Source organism: Streptomyces barringtoniae, assembly GCF_020819595.1.
Classification (GTDB): Bacteria; Actinomycetota; Actinomycetes; order Streptomycetales; family Streptomycetaceae; genus Streptomyces; species Streptomyces barringtoniae.
Window position 1 is genome coordinate 140,542 of the sequence record NZ_JAJHNP010000001.1, and the last position, 21,264, is coordinate 161,805.

Here is a 21,264-nt window from a genome sequence, read left to right on the forward strand (position 1 = left end):
CACACAGGCGCACAGAGCCCTGGAGAGCCGCTGCCCACAGTCGCACAAGGCCCTGGAGAAACCGCTGTCCACGGTCACACAGGGGCCCTGGAGGACCACTGTCCACAGGCCCGCCGAGCCTTGGAAACCCGCTGTCCACAGGCCCACCGGGCCGCAGTAACGATGGGATGCGGTTCCCGCACCGGCGCGGGTGGGACCCGGGCAGGTCGGACGCGCCCGGGCGTCGAAGGAGCCGCAACGGTGACTCAGCGCAGGGCGCCCAGTGACGCCCGCCGGGCGACCATCCGCGACGTGGCGGAGCACGCCGGTGTCTCCGTGGCGAGCGTCTCGCGGGTGCTGTCGGGCAACTACCCGGTCTCGGACGAGCTGCGCCGACGCGTGATGAAGGTCGTCCGGGACCTGGACTACGTCACCAACGCCCACGCCCGCTCACTGGCCGGCGGCGGCACGCCGACGGTGGCGATCCTCGTCAACAACATCACCGGCGCCGCCTTCGCCCACGTGGCCAAGGGCGTCGAGGGCGCCGCCGCCCTGCGCGGCTGGCTGTCGCTGGTCGGCACGACCGGCGACGACCCGGAACGGGAGCTCGCGCTGGTCAACCTCATACGACAGCAGGGCGTGGCGGCCGTGGTACTGCTCGGCGGCGCGTACGACTACGACGAGTACCAGCTGCGCATGGCCCGCTTCGCCCGCTCGCTGGACGCGGCCGGATCCCATCTCGTCCTCGTGGGCAGGCCGCCCCTGGAGGGCACCGTCCCGGCCACCACGGTCGACCACGACAACGAGGGCGGCGCCTACTCCATGGCCGGCCGTCTGCTGTCGGCGGCCACCGGCGCGTCCTCGTCCTGTCCGGACCCGCCGAACTCACCACCGCACAGGCCCGGTCGAGGGGCGCGCGGCGCGCGTTCGAGGCGTACGGCACAACTGGTCCGGCACCCGCCTGGAATCCGGCGTCGACCTGACCGGCCTGGTGCTGACCGGCGCGCTGCTGTCCATCGTGCCGATGGCGGTGATGATGGTCGCGATGCGGCGCTACTGGCGCACCGGGGTGACGCTGGGAGCCCTCAAGTGACGTACTGGTGTCGATTCACCGCCCGCACGAGGACGCACCGGGCCGCATCAGGACGCACCGGGCCGCACCGGGCCGCAGCGCGGCGACGGCCGGGCGCCTCCCGCACGGGGCGCCCGGCCGTCGTCGTCATCGGTCGTCGTCGTCATCGGTCGTACGTCAGCGGTCCACGTCAGCGGTCGATCGTCTTCCGGCGAGCGGTTGCCCGCCGGGGTTCAGTCCCAGACCTCCCTGTGCTGATGGCCGCGGCCGACGAGGGCCTCGACCGCGTCCACGGCGCTGCCGTCGTGGTCGCTTCCTGCTGTGCCCTTGCCGGTCTGGACGTTGGCCGTGCGGTCGACCTCCAGCCACGAGTCGGCGTGGGAGTTGTCGATGACGGTGATCAGGCTTCCGGACGCGGCCGCGGGGACGGCGCCCGCCCCGAGCAGCGCGGCGGTGGCTACCGCGGCGATCCCGAACCGGGGTACGGCACCGGTCACACGCCCACCTCCTCGGCCACGAGCCGGTCGCGGGCGATGTTGCGCTCCAGCAGGCTGGTGGAGGCCTTCACGCCGACCCCGCTCGCGGGGTCCACCTCCGGCAGCCGGCCGTCGGCCGCCTTCAGCCCGGCGAGCGCGGTGTCCATCGCCTCGTGCGCGGCGAACAGGCACGGGGTGCTGTAGATCGCGACGTCGACGCCGAGGTCGGACAGTTCACCGAGGGACAGCCGGGGCGACTTGCCGCCGGCGATCTGGTTGAACAGCAGCGGCTTGTCCCCGACGACCTTGCGGATGCGTTTGATCCACTCGACGCTGCGCACCCCGTCGACCAGGACCACATCGGCGTCGGTCGCGGCCAGCCGCTCGGCCCGGTGCAGGATGTCGTCCTCGTCGGTGGCGTCCGTACGGGCGACGACGACCAGGTCCCTGCGAGTCTCCAGGACCCTGTCCAGCTTCTCCAGGTACTCGTCCAGCGGGAGCACCTGCTTGCCGTCGGCGTGACCGCAGCGGCGGGGCCGTTTCTGGTCCTCCAGGATCACGCCGGAGGCGCCGATGCGCTCCAGCCCCTCGACGACGTGACAGGCGACCTCGGGGTCGACGTACCCGTCGTCGATGTCGACGAGCAGGTGGTGGTGCGGGAAGGCGCCCCGCAGCCGCTGGACGAAGGCCACCATGTCGGGCCAGGCGATGAATCCGATGTCCGGCAGTCCGTAGTACGAGGCCGCGAAGCCGAAGCCCGAAACGAACATGCCGTCGTAGTGCTTGGCCGCGATCGACGCCGAGTACATGTCGTACACGCCGATCAGCGGTGTGGTCCCGGGCCCGGCGATGCGCTCGCGCAGCTTGTTACCGTGAGTCAAGGTCCGGCTCCTCCTGTGGGTGGGTGACGCGCGGCCGGATGGCCGACACGTCTCGACGCCCTTTGCCAAGACAAGAGCATGTCTAGATAGTCACGTGAACTTCTATATATGCGAGCTTTACTCACCCCAATGGCGGAACCAGTTCACCGCAGAAACGTCACGCGGGGACGCGCCCCGCCCAGCGGAGCCCACCGTCCAGATGGGCCAGGAAGTCCGGGTCGCGGTAGGCCTCGGCGGCGTGACCGAGTGCCGTGTAGAAGACGCGACCGCCTGCCGGGCCCTGCTCACGGCACCAGGCCAGCGGATGGTCCGCGCCCATCCCGCCGCCGTCGTACGACGCCTCGTCGGCGCTCAGCAGCACCCGGACGCGTCCGCGGGGGCTCGCGTCGAAGTCGTACCACTCGTCGGTGAAGTCCCAGACGGCCGGCAGCCCGCGGGTCGCGGGATGGCCGGGGTCCTCGACGACGACCCGGCCGGGCTGGAGGGCGGGGTGCCGTACGAAGCGGGCGCCGAGGAGTTCGCCGTAGTACGGCCAGCCGTACTCGGTGCAGGCCGCCGCGTGCACCCCGGCGAAGCCGCCGCCGGAGCCGACGTAGAGCGCGAGCCGCTCCCGGCCGGCCGGGGTCAGCACATCGCCGCTGGTGGAGAGGAAGACGACGGCCGCGTACGCCCCCAGCGGCCGTTCGAGGTCCGCGGGGTCCTCGGTGTGCTCGACGGCGAACCGGCCGAGCGCGCGTACGGCGGCGACGGCGTCCGGGATGGAGTCGTGGCGGTAGTCCGTGGTGCGGGTGTACAGCAGCAGTCGCGCGGCCATGCGACGACCCTAAGCCGCGGACGCCCGGCCCGGCTCCAACTCCCTTGAAGCGCAGGGGCGCTGACCGTAGCCTCGCCGGGCATGGACGCCATTCCCCCGCTCCTGGACCATCTCGTCCTCGCCACGCCCGACCTGGCGGCGACCGTCGCCGACTTCGCGCGGCGGACCGGGGTGACGCCCGTGCCCGGCGGTGCGCATCCGGGCCTCGGCACGCGCAACCACCTGGTGGGGCTGGGCGGCCGCAGCTATCTGGAGATCCTCGGCCCCGACCCCGAGCAGAGCGAGCCCGCCGGTCCGCGTCCCTTCGGGGTCGACCGGCTGCCCGGGCCGCGCACGCTGACCTGGGCGATCAGCCCGCCCGACCTGGACGCGGCGATCACGACGGCTCGCGCGCGGGGTTACGACCCCGGCCCCGTGCACCCGATGAGCCGCCGCACCCCCGGCGGCACCGTGCTGCGGTGGCGACTGACCGACAGCGGCCATGCCCACCCCTCCGGTCTGGTCCCGTTCCTGATCGACTGGGGCGCCTCCCCCCACCCCACGGCCTCGGGCCTGCCGGTCACCCCCCTGCTGGAGGTCTCCGCCACGGCGCCGGCCCCGGAGGAGGTACACGGCCCGCTGACGGCCCTGAACACGGGGCTGCGCCTCACGGCGGGACCGGTCGCCCTTTCTTTCACGGTGGACACACCCCACGGACCGGTCGCCTTCGGCTGAGGCGGGGAGGGCAGGGCGCGGGGAATCTTTTCCCGTCCCCACGTCCTCTCCGGGTGTCCGATTCCTTCAAGACCGGCCGTCGACCGCCCCCCTACGGTGACGGCATGACTCCACGATTCGCCCTGATCGGCGTGGTGACGTCCGACATGGCCGCCGCGCTCGCCTTCTATCGTCGCCTCGGACTCGTCTTTCCCGAGGGGTCCGAAGAGCAGCCGCACGTCGATGCCGAGCTGCCCGGCGGGCTGATCTTCGCGCTGGACACCGAGGAGACCGTCCGCTCCTTCCACTCCGGCTGGCAGCCGCCCGAGCGCGGTGGCCGCGTCGGGCTCGCCTTCCGGTGCGACTCGCCCGCCGAGGTCGACGCCCTGTACGAGGACCTGGTGAACGCCGGGTACCACGGGGAGCTGAAGCCGTGGGACGCGTTCTGGGGCCAGCGGTACGCCACCGTCCACGACCCCGACGGCAACGGCGTCGATCTGTTCGCCCCGCTACCCGCCGCCGAGTAGCCGGCCGAGCGGCACACCCGTCAACTCCCGTACCTCACGCGCGAGGTGGGGCTGGTCCGCATACCCGGCGCGGACGGCCGTCTCGGCGTACGGCGTCCCGGAGCGGGCCAGCGCCAGCGCCCGTTGCAGACGCAGGATGCGGGCCAGGGTCTTGGGGCCGTAGCCGAACGCGTCCAGGCAGCGGCGGTGCAAGGTCCTCGTGCCGATGCCGAGTTCGGCTGCCGTGGCCGACACCGGGTGGCCCTCGCCCAGGCGCTCCACCAGCCGGTGCAGCAGCGGGTCGGGGGGCGTGCTCCACGCTGCCCGGTCCAGGGCGATGTGCTCCAGTGCCGTCGCCGGGTCGGGCGCCGCCTCGACGCGCTCGCCCAGCCGCCGGACCCGGGCGGCGGGCCAGAGGTCGGCCAAGTCGACGCGCAGGTCGCGCAGTTCGTGCGCGGGCACGCCGAGCAGGGCGGGCGCGGTGCCGGGGAAGAAGCGGACGCCAGCCCAGGAGCGGGGCGGCCCCCCGGGGACGTACGGGCGGGTGTCGGGGCCCGCTACCAGCAGCCGGCCCTCGCTCCACAGCAGGTCCATGCAGCCGTCGGGCAGCACCGGCCCGCCGCCGGTCCCGTCCGGGGTGTTCGTCCACACGACCGCACCGGTCAGCCGGGACGCCCACTCGGTGTACACGGGTGCCAGCCTACGTCGCCGGGGTGGGTATGCCGCCGCCGGCGACCGTGGCGGATGCCGCAGCGGCGGGTGCGGGCGGCGGTGGCCGCGGCGGTCAGGGCGAGCCGGAGAAGCGAGGGGACTCCGGCGAGCCGGGGCACCGCGTCCGTGGGCAGCGTGGCGGCGGCGAGTGGGCCGTGGCCGCCGTCGAGCAGGTGCCCGGCGCCCCAGGGCGCGGTCAGGACACGCATGCCCCGGCAGCACGCCCCAGGCCCCGCACGGCCCGCAGGCCGCACGCTCCCACGGCCCGCCAGTCCCTCTACTGCCGCCCCGTGCCCCCGTCCCCGTTGGCCTCATGCGGATGCCGTTCGGCGGTGTCGTGCGGAGGCCCGTCGGCCTCGTGCGGGTCCCGGCCGTTGCTCTTGTGCCCGTGGTGGGTGTGCCTGGCGTGGGTGCGCAGGCGGGCCGTGACGTCCTCCGGGGGCAGGAAGCGGGACCAGCGCTCGGGGAACTCGGAGGGCATGTCGGGGTCGTCGGGGTCGGCTTCGCGGGCCGCCGCGGCCCGGGCGACGTACTCGGCGACCTGGGCCTCGCGCATCCGCTCGTTCGCGGCGCGGGCGGCTGCCGTGGCGGCGGCGGGCCAGACCCGGTCGATGGCGGCGTTCACGGCCGCGCCGACGAGGACGGCGAAGGCCGCCACGCCGATCCACAGGAGCACGGCGACGGAGGCGGCGAGGGAGCCGTAGATCGTGGCGCCCTCGATGGTGTGCACGAGGTAGATCCGCAGCAGGAAGCTGCCGAGGACCCACATGGCCAGGGCCACGAGGGCGCCGGGGACGTCCTCGATCCACGGGGAGCGGACCGGCACGGACACGTGGTACAGGGTCGTCAGGAAGACGATGGACAGGACCATGACGACCGGCCAGTACAGGACCTGCACCACCGTCGCCGACCAGGGCACCACCCGCACCACCGCGTCCGGGCCCGCCACCATCAACGGCAGGGCCACCGAGCCGATCAGCAGCGCCACGATGAACAGCAGGAACGACATCATCCGGGTCTTGACGATGCCCCGGACGCCGTCGAGGCCGTACATCACGGTGATGGTGTCGATGAAGACGTTCACCGCGCGCGATCCCGACCACAGGGCGAAGACGAAGCCGATGGAGATGACGTCGGGCCGGCCCCGCATCACGTCGTGCAGGATCGGTTCGGTGATCTCCTTCACGCCCTTGTCGGACAGGACCGTCCGGGAGGCCTCGAGGATGTTGGTCTCCAGGCTGCTGATGGTGTGGGCGCCGGTCCAGGTGTCGACGTAGGCGAGCAGCCCGATGAGGCAGAGGAGCAGCGGCGGCACGGACAGCAGCGTGAAGAACGCCGCCTCGGCCGCCAGGCCCAGGATGCGGTACTCCATGCAGGAGTTGACGGTGTCCTTGAGCAGCAGCCAGGCGGTCCTGCGCTTGGATACGTTCCGGTACAGGGCTCTGGCCCGGTGGAGGCGACCGGTGGTCCGCTCGGGGGGTTCACTTGCTGGCTGCACGACCCAAAGGTATCCGCAGCACCGGACCCGCCTCACCTTCCGGGGCAGGTGAGCACATCCGGCGCGCCCGGCGGGCACCTGTGCCACTCTGGAGGCCACCACCGCCGCTGTCCCGGGTAGGTTCGCAATCATGGCAGGCACCTCCACCCACACCGTGACGAACCAGCCGCCTCCCCTGGCCGGCTACGACGTCTTCGCCGCCGACCGGGCCCTCGTGGCGGCCGTCGAGCGGCACACCGGTCCGGACGTGCTCGACGAGGTGCGCTCGGAGCTGTCCGCGCTGGGCCGTGCCGCGGGCTCGGCGCAGCTGCAGGAGTGGGCGGTGCAGGCGAACGAGCACCCGCCCCGGCTGCGCACCCACGACCGCTACGGCCACCGGATCGACGAGGTCGACTTCCACCCGGCCTGGCACCGGCTGCTCGGCAAGGGTGTCTCGGCGGGGCTGACCGGCGCCTGGACCCGCCCGTCCGGTCACGTCCGCCGGGCCGCCGGCTTCCTGGTCTGGACCCAGGTCGAGGCGGGCAACTGCTGTCCGCTGTCGATGAGCCACGCTGCGGTGCCGGCGCTGCGCACCGACCCCGAGCTCGCCGCCGAGTGGGAGCCGCGGCTGACCTCCACGGTGTACGACCGTGAGCTGCGGCCCGCCGCGCACAAGCCCGGCGTGCTGTTCGGTATGGGCATGACCGAGAAGCAGGGTGGCAGCGACGTCCGCGCGAACACCACCGGGGCCAGGCCGCTCGCGGAGGCGGGCGCGTACGAGCTGACCGGGCACAAGTGGTTCTGCTCGGCGCCGATGTCGGACGCCTTCCTGGTGCTGGCGCAGGCCCCGGAAGGCCTCACCTGTTTCCTGGTGCCACGTGTCCTGCCCGACGGCAGCCGCAACGTCTTCCTCATCCAGCGTCTGAAGGACAAGCTCGGCAACCGGTCCAACGCCTCGGCCGAGGTGGAGTTCGCCGGCACCTGGGCGCGCCGGGTGGGCGAGGAGGGGCGCGGGGTGCGGACGATCATCGGGATGGTCGCGGCGACCCGGCTGGACTGCGCGCTGGGCTCGGCGGGCCTGATGCGGCAGGCGGTGGCGCAGGCCGTGCACCACTGCGCCCACCGGGAGGCGTTCGGCGGGAAGCTGATCGACAAGCCGCTGATGCGCAACGTCCTCGCCGACCTCGCGCTGGAGTCGGAGGCGGCGACCGCGCTCGCGCTCAGGCTGGCGGCCGCCTGCGACGACGGCGGCGAACAGGAGCGCGCCTTTCTGCGGCTGGCGGTGCCGGCCGCCAAGTACTGGATCACCAAGCGCTGTGCGCCCGTTGCGGTCGAGGCCGCGGAGTGCCTGGGCGGAAACGGTTATGTCGAGGAGTCGGGCCTGCCCCGGCTGGTACGGGAGTCACCGCTGAACTCCGTCTGGGAGGGCGCCGGAAACGTTCAGGCACTGGACGTGCTCCGGGCGCTGCAACGCGAGCCGGGGGCACTCGACGCCTGCCTGACCGAGATCGGCCGGACCCACGGCGCCGACCACCGTCTCGACCGCGCCGTGAAGGACCTCTTCACCGAACTCGCCGACCTGGACTCCGTCGAGGGCCGCGCACGACGGCTCGTGGAGCGCCTCGCACTGGTGCTCCAGGGCTCAATTCTGGTCCGGCACGCCCCACCGGAAGTGGCTGACGCCTTCTGCGCGTCCCGCCTGGGCGGAGACCACGGGGCGTCGTTCGGCACGCTGCCGACCGGCCTGGATCTGGCGTCGATTGTGGAACGAGCCCGTCCGGCACTCTGAAACTCGGGCCGCACCGAACGAAGTCGGCCAGATTCCCGGTGGGGGTGGTGCTGCGCCGACACGGCACCACCCCCACCTCATGGGCCCGTTAAGCCCGCGGACGCGAGACCGCGTCGGGTCAAGTCTCGGCCACCCTCCGACCGTCCACCAGGGTTGCAGGGGGTTGCAACTTATCGGTGCACATGCGCGGAGTGTGTGCCTCCGGCCTGCCCGGAGCGGCAGTATGAGAGGCACAGCCGGGCCGGAAACCGCCGCCCCGATTGCTTGACAAGTATGTTCGACGCCCTTTCCGGGAGGACCCCCGTGGTGAACCCGCCGATGAACGTGGCGCGCCTGGCCGTCATGGACGCGACCCGGGCGGCGCGGCTGCTGAGCGAGGTACGCGACGCGACCCTCGCCGGTCAGCGGGCGAGGATCGCGCCCCGGCCGGTGATCGAGGAGTCCTGGGGACGGATGCTGCGCAGCGGTGTCGATCCCGACCACGACTTCAGATCCGGGCTGCTGTCCTCCGACGAAGTGCGGCGCCGGCGCGAGGAGTCACCGCTCAGGCACGTCCTGCCGGTGCTGCGCCAGGGTCTGCTTTCGGTCGCCGACGTCGCCCAGCACATCATGGTCGTCGCGGACGCCGACGGGCGGGTGCTGTGGCGGGAGGGCTCCCCGCCGGTGCTGCGCAAGGCGGACGGGCTGGGCTTCGAACTCGGCGCGGACTGGCGGGAAGACGTCGTCGGCACCAACGGGGTGGGCACCCCGGCGGTCGTACGGCGGCCGGTGCAGGTCTTCGCCGCCGAGCACTTCGTCCGCTCGCACGCCGCCTGGACCTGTACCGGCGCGCCGATCACCGACCCCAGGGACGGCCGGCTGATCGGTGTGGTGGACGTCAGCGGTCCGCTGGAGACCATGCATCCGGCGACCCTCGCCTGGGTGGACTCGGTGGCCAAGCTGGCCGAGGCGCGGCTGCGGGAGATACACCTGGACTCGCTGGAGCGGCTGCGGTCGGTGGCGGCGCCGGTGCTCGCCCGGCTGGACGGGCGGGCGCTGGTGGTGGACCGGGACGGCTGGTCGGCGGCGGTGTCCGGGATGCCGTACGTACGGCGCGTCGCGCTGCCCAAGGCGCTGGCACCGGGCCGCCGGTGGCTGCCGTCGCTGGGTTCGTGCGCGGTGGAGCCGCTGGCCGGGGGCTGGCTGCTGCGGGCGGCCGAGGAACCGGTCGGCACGGTCACGCGGATCGTGCTGGATCTGGCCAGGCCGGGCCGCAACACGCTGACGGTGTCCGGATCGGCGGGTTCCTGGTCGCGTGAACTCAGCCCCCGGCACGCCGAGTTGCTGTATCTGCTCGCCGCGCATCGCGCGGGCAGGGGGGCGGCGGCCCTCGCCGAGGATCTGTTCGGGGATCCCTCACGCACGGTGACGGTACGGGCGGAGATGTCCCGGATACGGCGGTACTGCGGGGAACTTCTGCAGCATCGGCCGTATCGTTTCCGCGAAGATACGGAGATCGAGGTGCTCCTCCCCGACAACCCCGGTGACCTGCTGCTCTCCTCGACGGCTCCGGCGATCACGCGGAGGCGGACGGCCGCGCAGTGCGGCGGGCCCGCCGACCGGTGAGCGTGTCTTCCGCATATTTGCGGGGTCTTCGCCCTGCGCGGGCCGTTGCTGCCGTAGCATCCCATGAGGGCCTCCCCAGCCGCTTCTCGCGTCAACGTACGGGCCGTCGGGCGCAGTTGGTCCGCCACCGGCCGGCGCGCCCCGGCGGCGAAGGAGCCCTGGAGAAGGGGACGAGATGAAGCATCGCGGCAGACACCGCCGGCGCAGACGAGGCGCTGCACTGCGCGCGGTCCTGACCGGGACCGCGCTGGCGCTCACCGCGGCCGCCACCCTGATCAGCGCCTCCCAGGCGGACGTCACCGACAGCCCCGGCGCGCTCAAGCCGCTCTCCTCCCCCGCGGACACCGGCCGGCTGCGGCTCCAGGAGCAGCTGGTCCCCGCCCGCACGCTGGACCGGCTCTCCGCCGCGATGGGCCGCCCGGTCGGCGTGGACGCCGTCCTGGCGAGCGCCGACCGCGGGATGCGCACCTCCGCCGACTGCTCCTCCGCCGACCGCGCGTCCCTGCCCGTCACCCCGTCCGCCACCCGCGGCTACTGCTGGGACCCGGCCGACTCCGAAGGCACCGGCTGGCGGCCGGCATCGGTGACGACGTCCGGGGACGCCGACGACGACGGCGTCTGGGGCACCCACCGGGTCCTGCTCGCCGGCTGGACCCACAGCACCTCCACCGGCCCGGCATCCGAGCGGGGGCTGGCCAGGGTGGCCTTCGTGAACGCCGACGACCCGGCCCGCCTCGCCTACCGCTGGGTGCTGCTGGTGGTGCCGGTCGACGGCGGCCGCGACTACCGGGGGCTGGCCTCCGGGATCTCCGGGATGGTCTGGTACCAGGACAAGCTGCTGGTCACTGCGAGGACCGGCGGCGCCGACGCGCTGTATGTCTACGACCTGGACCGGATCCAGCGCGTGGGCGTCGACGGGCCCGCGGTCGGCCGGGTGCCCGGCGGCTGGTCCGCCGACGGCTACCGCTATGTGATGCCCGCGATCGGCTCCTACCGCTTCACCGGGGGTCGCTGCGACCGCTCCGGCCCGCCCTGTCCCGGTGCGCTCGCCGTCGACCGGGGCACGGTGCCGGACAGTCTGGTCGCCGCGGAGTGGACCGCGCCGGACGGCGAGCGGAACGCCCGGCTGTGGCGGTACGCGTTCAGCACGGATCCGGCGCGTGGGGGGCTGCTCGCCACGGACGCCGCGGGGCGGGTTACGGCGGCGGAGGCGTACCGGACCCGGGCGGCGGGGATCCGGGGCGTGCTGTCGTACTGGCAGCCTGGCGCGGAGGACGCGTCCTGGTATGTGGGACGTCTGCCCGGCTCACGGGACGGACACGGCACCCTGTGGCGGCAGGACGCCGGCGGGGCGAAGGCCGCGCACTGCGGCTCGGACGGCTCGCACCGCTGCTGGGCCGAGTCCGCGGGTGCCCTGTCCTACTGGCAGGAGACCGGCGAGGTGTGGTCACTGACGGACCGCATGCTCTTCGCCCTGCCCCTGGCCGAGCTGGACCGTTCCCTGCACTGACCGCACCGCTCGAACCACGCCCCGGGACGACGATCCACTGAAGCGACCTGGCTGACCCCCCCGCGGGACCGCGCTGGACTACCCACTCGCCCGCCCCACTGGGCCGTGCTCCGCCGCCGGACCATCCGCTGAGGCAACCCACTCCCCGGACCATCCCCGGCACCGGCTCGCTCACCGCACCGGCCCCGAATGCCCCACCCGCCAGCCCAACCCCCGAACCAGGCCCGCAATCAGACGGCCCCTGAAAGGCCACCCACTCCCCCGTCCGGCCCCTGAGCCGGTCTTGTCGCGGAGTCGGCCCGAGATGCCCCCGCCCCGTCGCTCGACCAGGTCGATCGACAGACCGGGGGCCGGGATGATTCCCTGGCCCGCATGAGCAGCGTCCCCGTCACCACCTGGTCCCTGGAGCAGACCTCGCCGGCCGACCTTCTGCCCGCCGCCGCGCCCGAGGGAGACGTCCGGATCGTCCGCGCCGAGGTTCCCTCCCCCGAGTTCAGCCGCTTCCTGTACGCCTCGGTCGGCGGCGACATCCGCTGGACCGACCGGCTGGGCTGGACGTACGCCCGGTGGCAGGAGCACCTGGTCCGGCCCGGGGTGGAGACCTGGGTGGCCTACGACCGGGGCACCCCGGCCGGCTATGTGGAGCTGGAGCCGCAGGACGAGGGCGTGGTCGAGATCGTCTACTTCGGGCTGATCCCCGCCTTCCGCGGCCGGCGCATCGGCGGCCACCTGCTGTCGTACGGTACGGCGCGCGCCTGGGACCTGGCCGAGCGGTGGCCGCAGCTGACGCCGACGAAGCGGGTGTGGCTGCACACCTGCAGCAAGGACGGCGAGTTCGCCATGGACAACTACCAGCGGCGCGGCTTCACGCTGTTCGACACCAAGGTCGAGCTGGAGCCGGACGCACCGGCGCCGGGGCCCTGGCCCGGCGCACACCCGGCCTGATACCCCGTCTGACCTGCCGAGACAAGCCTTCCCGCAGGTCATGTGAGCGACGACACCCTTGTCCCATATTCCGGGACAAGGGTGTCCGCATGATGGATAAAGCTGGACTGTGTCCAGATCGCCATGACACGCTTCCGTCATGTCTGGAACTGGAATTGCCTTGGTGAGTCGGCGGCACGTCGACCTCGGCCGCATGTCCAGCGCCATCTGTCCGGCGAGCTGAGCGCCCCAGCACCGCCGCGAACCCTCTGCCTGATTTTTCCTTGCGCAACGACGCGCACGCCTGCCCGCGTGCGCGCGTATGTGCAGGTGAGAGCCGATTCCCACCGGTCCCGAAGGACGTAGAACCATGGCCGCCACTCCGCCGAACCCCGCCGCCTCCGCGCCCCGCCGCAAGGTGAGCCGTCACCGTGGTGAGGGTCAGTGGGCGGTGGGTCACTTCACCCCGCTCAACGGCAACGAGCAGGTCAAGAAGGACGACGACGGTCTCAATGTGCGGACACGCATTGAGACGATCTACTCCAAGCGCGGTTTCGACTCGATCGACCCCGGCGACCTGCGCGGCCGGATGCGCTGGTGGGGGCTGTACACCCAGCGCAAGCCCGGTATCGACGGCGGCAAGACGGCGGTGCTGGAGCCGGAGGAGCTGGACGACCGCTACTTCATGATGCGGGTGCGCATCGACGGCGGCGCGCTGACCACCCAGCAGCTGCGGGTCATCGGTGAGATCTCCCAGGAGTTCGCGCGCGGCACCGCGGACATCACCGACCGGCAGAACGTGCAGTACCACTGGATCCGGATCGAGGACGTGCCCGAGATCTGGGAGCGGCTGGAGGGCGTGGGCCTGTCCACCCTCACCGCCTGCGGTGACACCCCGCGTGTGATGATCGGCTCGCCGGTCGCCGGCATCGCCGAGGACGAGATCATCGACGCCACCCCCGCGCTGGAGGAGATGAAGCGCCGCGTCCTGAACAACAAGGCGTACTCGAACCTCCCCCGGAAGTTCAAGACGGCCATCTCGGGTTCGCCGCTGCTCGACGTCGTGCACGAGATCAACGACGTGGCCTTCGTCGGCGTACGGCACCCCGAGCACGGCCCGGGCTTCGACCTGTGGGTCGGCGGCGGCCTGTCCACCAACCCCAAGCTGGGCGTGCGGCTCGGCGCCTGGGTGCCGCTGGAGGAGGTCGCGGACGTCTACGAGGGCGTCATCTCGATCTTCCGTGACTACGGCTACCGCCGGCTGCGCAACCGGGCCCGGCTGAAGTTCCTCGTCGCCGACTGGGGCGCGGAGAAGTTCCGTCAGGTGCTGGAGGACGAGTACCTGGGAGGGCGCAAGCTGACCGACGGGCCCGCCCCCGAGCAGCCCGTGCAGCAGTGGCGCGACCACATCGGTGTGCACCGGCAGAAGGACGGCCGGTTCTACGTCGGTTTCGCCCCGCGGGTCGGCCGCGTCGACGGTGCCACCCTGACGAAGATCGCCGATCTCGCGGAGGCGCACGGCTCGGGCCGGGTGCGCACCACCGTCGAGCAGAAGATGATCGTCCTCGATGTCGAGCAGGACAAGGTCGACTCGCTGGTCGAGGGCCTGGAGGCGCTGGACCTCACCGCCCGGCCGTCCTCCTTCCGGCGCGGCACCATGGCCTGCACCGGCATCGAGTTCTGCAAGCTCGCCATCGTCGAGACCAAGCAGCGCGGCTCGACGCTGATCGACGAACTGGAGCGCCGTCTGCCGGACTTCGACGAGCCGATCACCATCAACCTCAACGGCTGCCCGAACGCCTGCGCCCGTATCCAGGTCGCGGACATCGGTCTCAAGGGCCAGCTCGTGCTCAACGACAAGGGCGAGCAGGTCGAGGGCTACCAGGTGCACCTCGGCGGCGCCCTCGGCCTGGAGCCGGGCTTCGGCCGCAAGGTGCGCGGGCTGAAGGTCACCGCGGATGAGCTGCCCGACTACGTCGAGCGGGTGCTGAAGCGGTTCCAGGCCGAACGCGAGGACGGCGAGCGGTTCGCCGCCTGGGCCGCGCGGGCCGGCGAGGAGGCTCTGTCGTGACGGAGCGTGCCGCGCCCTTCTACTGCCCCTACTGCGGCGACGAGGACCTGCGTCCGGGCGAGCAGGGCCACGGCGCCTGGGAATGCGGGGCGTGCAACCGCGCATTCCAGCTGAAGTTCCTCGGGCTGCTGGCCCGGGGCCTTCAGCGAGCCGACAACGGAGGGGACCCGCAGACATGACGACGGCTCAGGAAGACCGCACGAGCGAGGAGTTGAAGGCGCTCGCCGAGCAGGCGGGCCGCGACCTGGAGGACGCCTCCGCCCTGGAGATCCTGCAGTGGGCGGTCGACACCTTCGGCACGAAGTTCTGCGTCACCTCGTCCATGGAGGACGCCGTCGTCGCCCATCTCGCCTCCCGGGTGCTGAAGGGCGTGGACGTCGTCTTCCTCGACACCGGTTACCACTTCCCGGAGACCATCGGCACCCGCGACGCCGTCGAGGCCGTGATGGACGTCAACGTCATCACCCTGACGCCGAAGCAGACGGTCGCCGAGCAGGACGCGGAGTACGGCCCGAGGCTGCACGACCGCGACCCCGACCTGTGCTGCAAGCTGCGCAAGGTGCGGCCGCTGGAGGAGGGGCTGAAGGGCTACCAGGCGTGGGCGACCGGCCTGCGCCGCGACGAGTCCCCGACCCGGGCGAACACCCCGGTCGTCGGCTGGGACGAGAAGCGGCAGAAGGTCAAGGTCTCCCCGATCGCCCGCTGGTCCCAGGACGACGTGGACGCCTACGTCACCGAGCACGGCGTGCTCACCAACCCGTTGCTGATGGACGGCTACGCCTCCATCGGCTGCGCCCCCTGTACCCGCCGGGTCCTGGAAGGCGAGGACGCCCGCGCCGGCCGCTGGGCGGGCCGCGCCAAGACCGAGTGCGGGCTGCACGGATGACGAACCATCACACTCTTCAGGAGAACGACGTGACCACCGGAGCCACTGTCTGGCTCACGGGTCTGCCGAGCGCCGGCAAGACCACCATCGCCTACGAGCTGGCCGGCCGGCTGCGTGCCGAGGGCCACCGCGTCGAGGTGCTCGACGGCGACGAGATCCGCGAGTTCATCTCGGCGGGCCTCGGCTTTTCCCGCGAGGACCGGCACACCAACGTTCAGCGCATCGGTTTCCTCGCCGAGCTGCTCGCCCGCAACGGCGTCAAGGCGCTGGTGCCGGTGATCGCGCCGTACGCCGACAGCCGGGAGGCGGTGCGGGGGCGGCACGCGGAGAACGGGACGCCGTACCTGGAGATCCATGTGGCCACCCCCGTCGAGGTGTGCAGCGTGCGCGATGTGAAGGGGCTGTACGCCAAGCAGGCCGCGGGCGAGCTGTCGGGGCTGACGGGTGTCGACGACCCCTACGAGGAACCGAAGGCGCCGGATCTGCGGATCGAGTCGCAGTACCAGACCGTGCAGGAGTCCGCGGCGTCCGTGTACGCCCTGCTGAGCGAGAGGGGACTGGCATGACGACCGTGGCCGAGGTCGAGGACGGTACGGACAGCCCGTACGCCCTGTCGCACCTGGACGCGCTGGAGTCCGAGGGGGTGCACATCTTCCGCGAGGTGGCGGGCGAGTTCGAGAACCCGGTGATTCTCTTCTCCGGCGGCAAGGACTCGATCGTCATGCTGCACCTGGCGCTGAAGGCGTTCGCCCCGGCGGCGGTGCCCTTCTCGCTGCTGCATGTGGACACGGGACACAACTTCCCCGAGGTCCTTGAATACCGGGACCGTGTGGTGGCCGCACATGGGCTGCGGCTCCATGTGGCCTCCGTCCAGGACTACATCGACCGAGGTGTGCTCAAGGAACGTCCCGACGGCACCCGTAACCCGCTGCAGACGCTTCCGCTGACGGAGAAGATCCAGAGCGAGAAGTTCGACGCGGTGTTCGGCGGCGGCCGCCGCGACGAGGAGAAGGCGCGCGCCAAGGAGCGGGTGTTCTCGCTGCGCGACGAGTTCTCCCAGTGGGACCCGCGCCGCCAGCGGCCGGAGCTGTGGAACCTGTACAACGGCCGGCACGCGCCCGGCGAGCACGTGCGGGTGTTCCCGCTGTCCAACTGGACCGAGCTGGACGTGTGGCAGTACATCGCCCGTGAGGGCATCGAGCTGCCGCAGATCTACTTCGCGCACGAGCGCGAGGTGTTCCAGCGGGGCGGCATGTGGCTGACGGCCGGCGAGTGGGGCGGCCCGAAGGACGGCGAGACCGTGGAGAAGCGGCAGGTGCGCTACCGCACCGTCGGTGACATGTCCTGCACCGGCGCCGTGGACTCCGACGCCACCACGCTGGACGCCGTGATCGCCGAGATCGCCGCGTCCCGGCTCACCGAGCGGGGCGCGACCCGCGCCGACGACAAGCTGTCCGAGGCCGCGATGGAAGACCGCAAGCGCGAGGGGTACTTCTAGCCATGAGCACGACCACGACCGAGGCGCTCTCGGCCACCACGCTGCTGCGGTTCGCCACCGCGGGCTCCGTCGACGACGGCAAGTCCACGCTCGTCGGACGGCTGCTGCACGACTCCAAGTCGGTCCTCACCGACCAGCTGGAGGCCGTGGAGCGGGCCTCCGCGTCCCGTGGCCAGGACGGCCCGGACCTCGCGCTGCTCACCGACGGCCTGCGCGCCGAGCGGGAGCAGGGCATCACCATCGACGTCGCCTACCGCTACTTCGCCACCCCGCGCCGCCGGTTCATCCTGGCCGACACGCCCGGGCACGTGCAGTACACCCGCAACATGGTCACCGGTGCCTCCACCGCCGAGCTGACCGTGGTCCTCGTCGACGCCCGCAACGGCGTGGTCGAGCAGACCCGCCGGCACGCGGCGATCGCGGCCCTGCTGCGCGTGCCGCACGTCGTCCTCGCGGTCAACAAGATGGACCTCGTCGCGTACGAGGAGGCCGTGTTCGCCGCGATCGCCGAGAAGTTCACGACGTACGCGACCGAGCTGGGCGTGCCCGAGGTCACTGCGATCCCGATCTCGGCGCTGGCCGGTGACAACGTGGTGGAGCCGTCCGCGAACATGGACTGGTACGGCGGCCCGACCGTCCTGGAACACCTCGAAACCGTTCCCGTGAGCCACGATCTGGCGCACTGCCACGCCCGGCTGCCCGTGCAGTACGTGATCCGGCCGCAGACCGCCGAGCACCCGGACTACCGGGGCTACGCGGGTCAGATCGCGGCGGGCACCTTCCGCGTCGGCGAGGAGGTCACCGTCCTGCCGTCGGGGCGGACGACCAGGATCTCCGGGATCGACCTGCTGGGCGAGCCGGTGGACGTGGCGTGGACGACGCAGTCGGTGACGGTCCTGCTCCAGGACGACATCGACGTCTCGCGCGGCGACCTGATCGTGCCGACGAAGGACGCGCCGGCCACCACCCAGGACGTGGAGGCGACCGTCTGCCATGTGGCCGACGCCCCGCTGACCGTCGGCCACCGCGTGCTGCTCAAGCACGGCACCCGCACGGTCAAGGCGATCGTGAAGGACATCCCGTCCCGGCTCACGCTCGACGACCTGTCCCTGCATCCGCACCCGGGACAGCTCGTCGCCAACGACATCGGCCGGGTGAAGATCCGTACCGCCGAGCCGCTGCCGCTCGACTCCTACGCCGACTCCCGCCGCACGGGCTCCTTCATCCTGATCGACCCCGGCGACGGCACCACCCTCACCGCGGGCATGGTCGGCGAGTCGTTCGCCACCCCCGAGCCGGTCAAGGACGAGTCCGAAGACGACGGCTGGGACTTCTGATCATGACGATGACCGACATCTACTCGACGTTCGCGAAGGAGGGCGGCCGCGTCGGCAGCGGCGCCCTCGGCAGCGGGCAGGGCGGAGTGGCTCGATGTGTGTGCTGACGTACGCGCACCGCTTGCGCGCCCTGACCCCCCACCCGACGTCCCGGAAGCGACGAAGACCCTTGCCGATTTCCCGGCCACGACCTGAGAGACCGTGACCGCCGGGCCAACGAGAGGACACCCTCCCGTGCCTGCCAACCGCTCGAAACTGTTCCGTCGCGGCATATCCGCGCTCGCCGCGCTCCCCCTCCTCACGCTCGCCGCCTGCGGTTACGGCTCCCATGCCAAGAACGACGACACCACCAAGGTCGCCGCCGGGGCCAAGAAGATCGATGGCCTGGACTCCGTCAAGATCGGCTACTTCGGCAACCTGACCCACGCGACCGCGCTGGTCGGCGTGCAGAAGGGCTTCTTCCAGAAGGAACTGGGCGCCACCAAGGCCGACTACGCCACCTTCAACGCCGGCCCGTCCGAGATCGAGGCCCTCAACTCCGGCTCCATCGACATCGGCTGGATCGGCCCGTCCCCGGCGATCAACGGCTACACCAAGTCCGACGGCAAGAGCCTGAAGATCATCGGCGGTTCGGCCTCCGGCGGCGTCAAGCTGGTCGTGAACCCGAAGAAGATCACGTCCCTCAAGGACGTCAAGGGCAAGAAGATCGCGACCCCGCAGCTCGGCAACACCCAGGACGTGGCGTTCCTCAACTGGGCCGCCGAGCAGGGCTGGAAGGTCGACGCGCAGAGCGGCAAGGGTGACGTCACGGTCGTGCGCACCGACAACAAGATCACCCCGGACGCCTACAAGTCCGGTTCGGTCGACGGCGCCTGGGTGCCGGAGCCGACCGCGTCGAAGCTGGTCGCCGAGGGCGGCAAGGTGCTGCTGGACGAGTCGTCGCTGTGGCCGGACAAGAAGTTCGTGATCACGAACATCATCGTGCGGCAGGCCTTCCTCAAGGAGCACCCGAAGGCCGTCGAGGCGGTGCTGAAGGCCTCGGTCGCGGCCAACAAGTGGATCAACGCCAACCCGGACCAGGCGAAGGCGGCCGCGAACAAGCAGCTGGCGGCGGACTCCGGCAAGGCGCTCCCGGCCAAGGTGCTCGACCCGGCCTGGAAGTCCATCCGGTTCACCGACGACCCGCTGGCCTCCACCCTCGGCACCGAGGCGGCGCACGCGGTCAAGGCCGGCCTGCTGGACAAGCCGAACCTCAAGGGGATCTACGACCTGACGATCCTCAACAAGGTCCTCAAGGCCTCAGGCGAGAGCACGGTCGGCGACGCCGGTCTCGGCAGCAGCTGACGTAAGAGCCCGACGAGTTCCCAGGAGGTGACGACCATGGCCACAACCCTTGCCAAGGCCGCTGAGTCGGTCGAGTACGCCGCACGCCTCGAGCAAGTCTCGAAGTCCTTCGCGACGCCCGGCGGGCAGCAGCTCGTCCTGGACGACATCACCCTCGATGTCGCGCCCGGCGAGTTCGTCACCCTCCTGGGGGCCTCGGGCTGCGGCAAGTCCACGCTGCTGAACCTGGTGGCGGGCCTGGACCGGCCCACCGCCGGGTCCATCACGACCGACGGCCGCCCGGCCCTGATGTTCCAGGAACACGCCCTGTTCCCGTGGCTGACCGCGGGCAAGAACATCGAACTCGCCCTGAAACTGCGGGGCGTGGCGAAGTCCGAGCGGCGCGGCAGGGCCGAGGAGCTGCTCGAACTCGTCCGCCTGAAGGGCGCGTACGGCAAGCGCGTGCACGAGCTGTCCGGCGGTATGCGGCAGCGGGTGGCGCTGGCCCGCGCGCTCGCGCAGGAGAGCAACCTGCTGCTGATGGACGAGCCGTTCGCGGCGCTGGACGCCATCACCCGGGACGTGCTGCACGACGAGCTGACCCGCATCTGGTCGGAGACCGGGCTGTCCGTGCTGTTCGTGACGCACAACGTGCGCGAGGCGGTGCGGCTCGCGCAGCGTGTCGTGCTGCTGTCCTCCCGTCCGGGCCGGGTGGCCCGGGAGTGGGATGTCGACATTCCGCAGCCGCGCCGCATCGAGGACGCGCCCGTGGCGGAACTGTCGCTGGAGATCACCGAAGTCCTGCGTGGGGAGATCCGCCGTCATGGCCAGCACTGAGACGAAGACCTCCCCGGAGTCGGGGAGCGTGGAGGCGGGCCTCGACGCGCTGGAGACCGCGCAGCCGGGCCGTACGCCGTTCCGCAAGACCTTCGTCGACAAGGTCGTACCGCCGATCACCGCGATCGTCGTGGTCCTGGTGGTCTGGCAGGGCCTGATCACGCTGAAGATCGTCGCCGATCCCACCAAGCTGCCCACGCCGGGCGCGGTCTGGCACGCCTTCCGCAACGACTGGCTGCAGGGCAAACTGCTCGGCTACATCTGGACCAGCGTCTCGCGCGGTCTGCTCGGCTTCTGCCTCGCGCTGCTGATCGGCACCCCGCTGGGCCTGCTGGTGGCGCGGGTGAGGTTCGTGCGTGCGGCCATCGGCCCGATCCTGTCCGGTCTGCAGTCGCTGCCGTCGGTGGCGTGGGTGCCGCCCGCGGTGATCTGGCTGGGGCTGAACAACTCGATGATGTACGCGGTGATCCTGCTCGGCGCCGTGCCGTCCATCGCCAACGGTCTGGTGTCCGGCGTGGACCAGGTGCCGCCGCTGTTCCTGCGCGCGGGCCGCACGATGGGGGCCAGGGGCCTGAAGGGCACCTGGCACGTCACCCTGCCGGCCGCCCTGCCGGGGTATGTGGCGGGCATGAAGCAGGGCTGGGCCTTCTCTTGGCGCTCCCTGATGGCCGCGGAGATCATCGCCAACTTCCCCGACCTGGGCACGGGCCTCGGCCAGTTGCTGGAGAACGCCCGCACCGCCAGCGACATGGCCATGGTGTTCGAGGCCATCCTGCTCATCCTGTTCGTCGGCATCGCCATCGACCTGCTGATCTTCAGCCCGCTGGAGCGGTGGGTGCTGCGCAGCCGCGGCCTGCTGGTGAAGGGCTGAGGCA

At 71.6% G+C, this 21,264-nt stretch carries 22 protein-coding genes and 2 pseudogenes; 18 read left to right on the top strand and 6 right to left on the bottom strand.

What is annotated here, in order from left to right; all coding sequences use genetic code 11:
- Positions 1-240: 240 nt before the first annotated feature.
- Positions 241-920: pseudogene (locus LMU33_RS41575) on the top strand (LacI family DNA-binding transcriptional regulator); the annotation flags it as partial.
- A pseudogene (locus LMU33_RS00605) lies at positions 920-1,072 on the top strand (carbohydrate ABC transporter permease); the annotation flags it as partial. The pseudogenes LMU33_RS41575 and LMU33_RS00605, both read left to right, overlap by 1 nt.
- A 212-nt stretch (positions 1,073-1,284) precedes the next feature.
- On the opposite strand, the gene LMU33_RS41580 reads toward LMU33_RS00605, so the two are convergent.
- From LMU33_RS41580 to LMU33_RS00615, 3 genes are all read right to left on the bottom strand, one after another.
- Positions 1,285-1,548: a hypothetical protein gene (locus LMU33_RS41580; RefSeq protein WP_308280739.1), complete on the bottom strand. Its 264-nt coding sequence runs from the start codon at positions 1,546-1,548 to the stop codon at positions 1,285-1,287.
- Positions 1,545-2,408: an isocitrate lyase/PEP mutase family protein gene (locus LMU33_RS00610; RefSeq protein WP_228616239.1), complete on the bottom strand. Its 864-nt coding sequence runs from the start codon at positions 2,406-2,408 to the stop codon at positions 1,545-1,547. The genes LMU33_RS41580 and LMU33_RS00610 overlap by 4 nt, the downstream gene beginning before the upstream one ends.
- Before the next feature lie 157 nt (positions 2,409-2,565).
- Positions 2,566-3,222 (bottom strand): ThuA domain-containing protein, encoded by a 657-nt coding sequence (locus tag LMU33_RS00615; protein ID WP_228616241.1) that lies wholly within the window; start codon positions 3,220-3,222, stop codon positions 2,566-2,568.
- An 81-nt stretch (positions 3,223-3,303) separates the two neighbouring features.
- Between LMU33_RS00615 and LMU33_RS00620 the strand changes: the two genes are divergently transcribed.
- Together LMU33_RS00620 and LMU33_RS00625 are read left to right on the top strand one after the other, a co-directional pair.
- A complete protein-coding gene (locus LMU33_RS00620; RefSeq protein ID WP_228616243.1) occupies positions 3,304-3,936 on the top strand; it encodes a VOC family protein in 633 nt (210 codons plus the stop codon).
- Between the two features lie 104 nt (positions 3,937-4,040).
- Positions 4,041-4,442, top strand: coding sequence for a VOC family protein (locus LMU33_RS00625; RefSeq protein WP_228616245.1), 402 nt, complete (start codon positions 4,041-4,043; stop codon positions 4,440-4,442).
- On the opposite strand, the gene LMU33_RS00630 is transcribed toward LMU33_RS00625, so the two are convergent.
- The 3 genes from LMU33_RS00630 to LMU33_RS00640 all read right to left on the bottom strand — a co-directional run bounded on the left by LMU33_RS00630 (position 4,425) and on the right by LMU33_RS00640 (position 6,630).
- Positions 4,425-5,111 (bottom strand): helix-turn-helix domain-containing protein, encoded by a 687-nt coding sequence (locus tag LMU33_RS00630; protein WP_228616247.1) that lies wholly within the window; start codon positions 5,109-5,111, stop codon positions 4,425-4,427. The genes LMU33_RS00625 and LMU33_RS00630 overlap by 18 nt on opposite strands.
- Positions 5,084-5,341, bottom strand: coding sequence for a hypothetical protein (locus LMU33_RS00635; RefSeq protein ID WP_228616248.1), 258 nt, complete (start codon positions 5,339-5,341; stop codon positions 5,084-5,086). The genes LMU33_RS00630 and LMU33_RS00635 overlap by 28 nt, the downstream gene beginning before the upstream one ends.
- A gap of 68 nt (positions 5,342-5,409) precedes the next feature.
- Entirely contained in the window at positions 5,410-6,630 is a 1,221-nt protein-coding gene (locus LMU33_RS00640) for a YihY/virulence factor BrkB family protein (RefSeq protein ID WP_228616250.1), read from the bottom strand.
- A gap of 130 nt (positions 6,631-6,760) precedes the next feature.
- Here LMU33_RS00640 and LMU33_RS00645 point away from each other — a divergent pair, with 130 nt between their 5' ends.
- From LMU33_RS00645 to LMU33_RS00710, 14 genes are all read left to right on the top strand, one after another.
- Positions 6,761-8,398, top strand: a complete 1,638-nt coding sequence (locus LMU33_RS00645) for an acyl-CoA dehydrogenase family protein (RefSeq protein WP_228616252.1) — start codon at positions 6,761-6,763, stop codon at positions 8,396-8,398.
- Positions 8,399-8,716: 318 nt separating this feature from the next.
- Positions 8,717-10,003 (top strand): GAF domain-containing protein, encoded by a 1,287-nt coding sequence (locus tag LMU33_RS00650; protein ID WP_228616254.1) that lies wholly within the window; start codon positions 8,717-8,719, stop codon positions 10,001-10,003.
- Between the two features lie 175 nt (positions 10,004-10,178).
- The gene (locus tag LMU33_RS00655) at positions 10,179-11,513 is read left to right on the top strand and encodes a hypothetical protein (RefSeq protein ID WP_228616256.1); all 1,335 of its coding nucleotides are present in this window, start codon (positions 10,179-10,181) and stop codon (positions 11,511-11,513) included.
- 372 nt (positions 11,514-11,885) lie between these two features.
- The gene (locus LMU33_RS00660; RefSeq protein ID WP_228616258.1) at positions 11,886-12,458 is read left to right on the top strand and encodes a GNAT family N-acetyltransferase; all 573 of its coding nucleotides are present in this window, start codon (positions 11,886-11,888) and stop codon (positions 12,456-12,458) included.
- 139 nt (positions 12,459-12,597) lie between these two features.
- Positions 12,598-12,681, top strand: a complete 84-nt coding sequence (locus tag LMU33_RS41860; protein ID WP_309486338.1) for a putative leader peptide — start codon at positions 12,598-12,600, stop codon at positions 12,679-12,681.
- 126 nt (positions 12,682-12,807) lie between these two features.
- Positions 12,808-14,508, top strand: coding sequence for a nitrite/sulfite reductase (locus LMU33_RS00665; RefSeq protein WP_228616260.1), 1,701 nt, complete (start codon positions 12,808-12,810; stop codon positions 14,506-14,508).
- Complete coding sequence (locus LMU33_RS00670) at positions 14,505-14,687, top strand: PDDEXK family nuclease (protein ID WP_228616262.1); 183 nt, start codon at positions 14,505-14,507, stop codon at positions 14,685-14,687. The genes LMU33_RS00665 and LMU33_RS00670 overlap by 4 nt, the downstream gene beginning before the upstream one ends.
- Positions 14,684-15,394, top strand: a complete 711-nt coding sequence (locus LMU33_RS00675; RefSeq protein ID WP_228616264.1) for a phosphoadenylyl-sulfate reductase — start codon at positions 14,684-14,686, stop codon at positions 15,392-15,394. The genes LMU33_RS00670 and LMU33_RS00675 overlap by 4 nt, the downstream gene beginning before the upstream one ends.
- A 29-nt stretch (positions 15,395-15,423) precedes the next feature.
- Entirely contained in the window at positions 15,424-15,960 is a 537-nt protein-coding gene (gene cysC, locus LMU33_RS00680; protein ID WP_228616266.1) for an adenylyl-sulfate kinase, read from the top strand.
- Complete coding sequence (gene cysD, locus LMU33_RS00685; RefSeq protein WP_228616268.1) at positions 15,957-16,892, top strand: sulfate adenylyltransferase subunit CysD; 936 nt, start codon at positions 15,957-15,959, stop codon at positions 16,890-16,892. The genes cysC and cysD overlap by 4 nt, the downstream gene beginning before the upstream one ends.
- A 2-nt stretch (positions 16,893-16,894) precedes the next feature.
- Entirely contained in the window at positions 16,895-18,229 is a 1,335-nt protein-coding gene (locus LMU33_RS00690) for a sulfate adenylyltransferase subunit 1 (RefSeq protein WP_228616270.1), read from the top strand.
- A 234-nt stretch (positions 18,230-18,463) separates the two neighbouring features.
- Positions 18,464-19,573, top strand: coding sequence for an aliphatic sulfonate ABC transporter substrate-binding protein (locus LMU33_RS00700; protein WP_228616273.1), 1,110 nt, complete (start codon positions 18,464-18,466; stop codon positions 19,571-19,573).
- Positions 19,574-19,609: 36 nt separating this feature from the next.
- Complete coding sequence (locus LMU33_RS00705) at positions 19,610-20,389, top strand: ABC transporter ATP-binding protein (protein WP_228616275.1); 780 nt, start codon at positions 19,610-19,612, stop codon at positions 20,387-20,389.
- Positions 20,376-21,260 (top strand): ABC transporter permease, encoded by an 885-nt coding sequence (locus LMU33_RS00710; RefSeq protein ID WP_228616277.1) that lies wholly within the window; start codon positions 20,376-20,378, stop codon positions 21,258-21,260. Before LMU33_RS00705 ends, LMU33_RS00710 begins: the two co-directional genes overlap by 14 nt.
- The last annotated feature ends 4 nt before the right edge of the window (positions 21,261-21,264 follow it).

Coding starts and splice junctions, on each gene's coding strand:
- LMU33_RS00615 (WP_228616241.1), bottom strand. CDS start 3,222: ATGGCCGCGCGACTGCTGCTGTACACCCGCACCACGGACTACCGCCAC.
- LMU33_RS00620 (WP_228616243.1), top strand. CDS start 3,304: ATGGACGCCATTCCCCCGCTCCTGGACCATCTCGTCCTCGCCACGCCC.
- LMU33_RS00625 (WP_228616245.1), top strand. CDS start 4,041: ATGACTCCACGATTCGCCCTGATCGGCGTGGTGACGTCCGACATGGCC.
- LMU33_RS00635 (WP_228616248.1), bottom strand. CDS start 5,341: ATGCGTGTCCTGACCGCGCCCTGGGGCGCCGGGCACCTGCTCGACGGC.
- LMU33_RS00645 (WP_228616252.1), top strand. CDS start 6,761: ATGGCAGGCACCTCCACCCACACCGTGACGAACCAGCCGCCTCCCCTG.
- LMU33_RS00650 (WP_228616254.1), top strand. CDS start 8,717: ATGAACGTGGCGCGCCTGGCCGTCATGGACGCGACCCGGGCGGCGCGG.
- LMU33_RS00655 (WP_228616256.1), top strand. CDS start 10,179: ATGAAGCATCGCGGCAGACACCGCCGGCGCAGACGAGGCGCTGCACTG.
- LMU33_RS00660 (WP_228616258.1), top strand. CDS start 11,886: ATGAGCAGCGTCCCCGTCACCACCTGGTCCCTGGAGCAGACCTCGCCG.
- LMU33_RS41860 (WP_309486338.1), top strand. CDS start 12,598: ATGTCTGGAACTGGAATTGCCTTGGTGAGTCGGCGGCACGTCGACCTC.
- LMU33_RS00665 (WP_228616260.1), top strand. CDS start 12,808: ATGGCCGCCACTCCGCCGAACCCCGCCGCCTCCGCGCCCCGCCGCAAG.
- LMU33_RS00675 (WP_228616264.1), top strand. CDS start 14,684: ATGACGACGGCTCAGGAAGACCGCACGAGCGAGGAGTTGAAGGCGCTC.
- cysD (WP_228616268.1), top strand. CDS start 15,957: ATGACGACCGTGGCCGAGGTCGAGGACGGTACGGACAGCCCGTACGCC.
- LMU33_RS00690 (WP_228616270.1), top strand. CDS start 16,895: ATGAGCACGACCACGACCGAGGCGCTCTCGGCCACCACGCTGCTGCGG.
- LMU33_RS00705 (WP_228616275.1), top strand. CDS start 19,610: ATGGCCACAACCCTTGCCAAGGCCGCTGAGTCGGTCGAGTACGCCGCA.
- LMU33_RS00710 (WP_228616277.1), top strand. CDS start 20,376: ATGGCCAGCACTGAGACGAAGACCTCCCCGGAGTCGGGGAGCGTGGAG.